Genomic DNA, 2,774 nt, shown 5'->3' on the forward strand with positions numbered 1-2,774 from the left:
TGATGACAGATTTATATCATCAAGCGATTCAATCTTCTTATGATTTTACCACGATTTTAGCGACTAAACAAATAACCAAAAAAAGAAGCCACTATGTTAAGTGACTTCTAACTATTTATTGATTTAAACCGTTATAAATAACATCTAAATTCGTTTGTAAATACTTCAAATAGGTATCCGCGGGTGAACCTTTTTCACCGATTTCGTCGGAATAAACCGGCTCTTCATAAATCTCAACGCCCGTTTCCTTCGATACGGTTTGCATTGGACGTCTATCAACGTTTGATTCAACGAACAATACCGGTGGGTTATTATCTTTGACCCATTGAATCGCTGATTGAATTTGAGCGGGCGAACCATTTTCATCGGTATCAATTGCCCAAATATAACCATGATTTAAGTTAAAAGATTGAGTCATATATTGGAAAGCATGTTCGCTAGCAATAAAGTTACGCTGGTTACCTTCTAAACTGCCCAATTTTTCTTCATATTCATCGCGAATTGCTTCTAACTCTTTAATATAAGCTTCAGCGTTTTCTTGATAGACCACTTCATTATTTGGATCTTGTTCTTTTAAGACCTCTACAATTCGTTGAGCCATTTTTATACCTACGTTAGGATCTGCAAAGGCATGAGGGTTAATTTCTTGCCTTCCTTCTTCATCTTTTAAATATTGTGGTTCTACGTCTTTAGCAACTTCGATGAGTTGTTCTGGTGACTTCTTCACTGAATTAGCTAATTTCATAAACCAACCATTTTCGGATCCTTCTAAGTTTAATCCGTTATAAAACATTAAATCCGCGTCAGTCGCTTTCATAATGTCTTCTGGTAAAGGTTCATATTCATGAGGATCAGTTCCAACTGGAACTAAGTTATAGACTTCAATATGATCTTGGCCGATACTTTCTAACATATCAGTTAAGAGAGAAAAACTTGAAACCACTTTTAGCGGTTCATCTGCATGAGCTGTGGTTGCGATACTTAATCCCATCATTAAAATTAAGTTGATCGCACATAATACTTTCAATAAACGTTTCATTTAATCATACCTTCCTACTATTTAGATAATTTATGAGCTAAACGCCAGACGTAGCCGTTATTAGGTGCAAATAAAAAGGCTAAAACAAACATTACTGTGGCACATAATACAATCGCTGCTCCTGACGGAACGTTAATAACAAAACTAATATACAATCCGACCACTGAAGAAATAACACCAAAAATAGCCGAAAGAATTAACATATTTCGTAAGTTGTTTGTTAATAGATACGCTGTCGAAGCTGGTGTAATCAGTAAAGCAACAACTAAAATAGCACCAACAGCTTGCAGTGAGGCTACAGTAACTAACGTTAACGTCACCATAATTCCATAATGAATTAATTTAGTTGGGTATCCCCAAGCAGCCGCCATTGTTGGATCAAAGGTGGTAATAAGTAATTCTTTATAAAAAGCAACGACTAGAATGATAACAATCACACCGATTACCATCGTAATATTTCGGTCGCTGTCTTGAACCGTTAAAATATTACCAAACAAAATTTCTGTTAAGTCCGTGGCGCTTTGTGCCATTTGAATTAAAATAACACCGATCGCGAAAAAGGATGAAAAGACAATCCCTATCGCCGCATCGCTTTTAATTCGACTCGACTGTTGAACGAGACCAATCAGTAATGCTGTAATAAAGCCGGTGATCGCCGCTCCGATGAAAAAGTTCGTTCCCATCATATAAGAAATCGCCACACCGGGTAAAATTGCGTGAGAAATCGCATCCCCCATTAAAGCTAATCCTCTTAAAATAATAAAGCAGCCTAATATTCCGGCAATGACTCCAACCATCACTGAAGTTGTTAACGCTTTTTGTAAAAACTCATAGTCTTTTACTTGTTGGATGAACTGTTGGATTTGTTGCATCGAAAATACAGTCGACCAATTACTCATTTGATGCACCTCCTCCAACAAATTGGGTAGAGGTTAAAATGCTTTCGCCAAAGGCTTCGGATAAATACTGCGGAGTAAAGCACTCTTCAACCGTCCCATAAGCAATTAATTGTTGTTTAAGTAAAATCACACTATCAAAGTACTCCGCTACTTTACTTAAATCATGGTGAACAATTAATATTGTTTTACCATCTCCTTTCATTTGACGTAAAATTTTAGCGATAATGGCTTCACTTTTAGCGTCAATTCCTACAAATGGTTCATCTAAAAAAATATAACCCGCATCTTGAACTAAAACGCGAGCAAGTAACACTCGTTGAAATTGCCCCCCCGAAAGTTCACTAATTTGACGATGGGAATATTCTTCGAGTCCTACTTGTCTTAAGGCTTCCATCGCTTGGTCTTTTTGCTCTTTGGTGGGAAATTTAAATAACCCTAGTTGACGGTAAAACCCGATAGCCACCATATCTAAAACGTTAATCGGAAAATCATGGTCGATGTTATTCTTTTGTTCGACGTAAGATATTTTCTTTCTTACTTGACTCACATGCTGACCGTCATAGGTCGTTGTTCCGCTATGGGGAAGAATATTTAACATCGCTTTCATTAACGTTGATTTTCCCGCTCCGTTTGGCCCAATAATTCCAATTAGTTGCCCTGTCTTCAATTTAAATGAGACATCATCTAAGGCAAGGAATTTATTGTAGGAAACGGATAAATTATTCGCTTCTATCATATTATTCCTTCTTTCTTTTCTGAAACATTGTTTAGAGCAACCTAAATAATGTCCAGTAAAAAACAATAGAATATTCTATTGATTTATTTGTTTGTGTTTT

3 protein-coding genes are annotated in these 2,774 nt (G+C 36.4%); all 3 read right to left on the bottom strand.

Annotated elements, in window-relative coordinates; all coding sequences use genetic code 11:
* Positions 1-115: 115 nt before the first annotated feature.
* From HMPREF2811_RS06755 to HMPREF2811_RS06765, 3 genes are read right to left on the bottom strand one after another with little or no spacing between them, the layout of a single operon-like run.
* Positions 116-1,039, bottom strand: a complete 924-nt coding sequence (locus HMPREF2811_RS06755; protein ID WP_066125670.1) for a metal ABC transporter solute-binding protein, Zn/Mn family — start codon at positions 1,037-1,039, stop codon at positions 116-118.
* Positions 1,040-1,056: 17 nt separating this feature from the next.
* Entirely contained in the window at positions 1,057-1,911 is an 855-nt protein-coding gene (locus HMPREF2811_RS06760; protein WP_040442964.1) for a metal ABC transporter permease, read from the bottom strand.
* Positions 1,912-1,930: 19 nt separating this feature from the next.
* The gene (locus HMPREF2811_RS06765; RefSeq protein ID WP_006700814.1) at positions 1,931-2,674 is read right to left on the bottom strand and encodes a metal ABC transporter ATP-binding protein; all 744 of its coding nucleotides are present in this window, start codon (positions 2,672-2,674) and stop codon (positions 1,931-1,933) included.
* Between the last annotated feature and the right edge of the window lie 100 nt (positions 2,675-2,774).

The sequence above is a fragment of the Globicatella sp. HMSC072A10 genome, assembly GCF_001811625.1.
Taxonomy (GTDB): domain Bacteria; phylum Bacillota; class Bacilli; order Lactobacillales; family Aerococcaceae; genus Globicatella; species Globicatella sanguinis.

Excerpts from the sequence above, each read along its gene's own strand:
- HMPREF2811_RS06755 (WP_066125670.1), bottom strand. The coding sequence starts at position 1,039 with ATGAAACGTTTATTGAAAGTATTATGTGCGATCAACTTAATTTTAATG.
- HMPREF2811_RS06765 (WP_006700814.1), bottom strand. The coding sequence starts at position 2,674 with ATGATAGAAGCGAATAATTTATCCGTTTCCTACAATAAATTCCTTGCC.
- HMPREF2811_RS06760 (WP_040442964.1), bottom strand. The coding sequence starts at position 1,911 with ATGCAACAAATCCAACAGTTCATCCAACAAGTAAAAGACTATGAGTTT.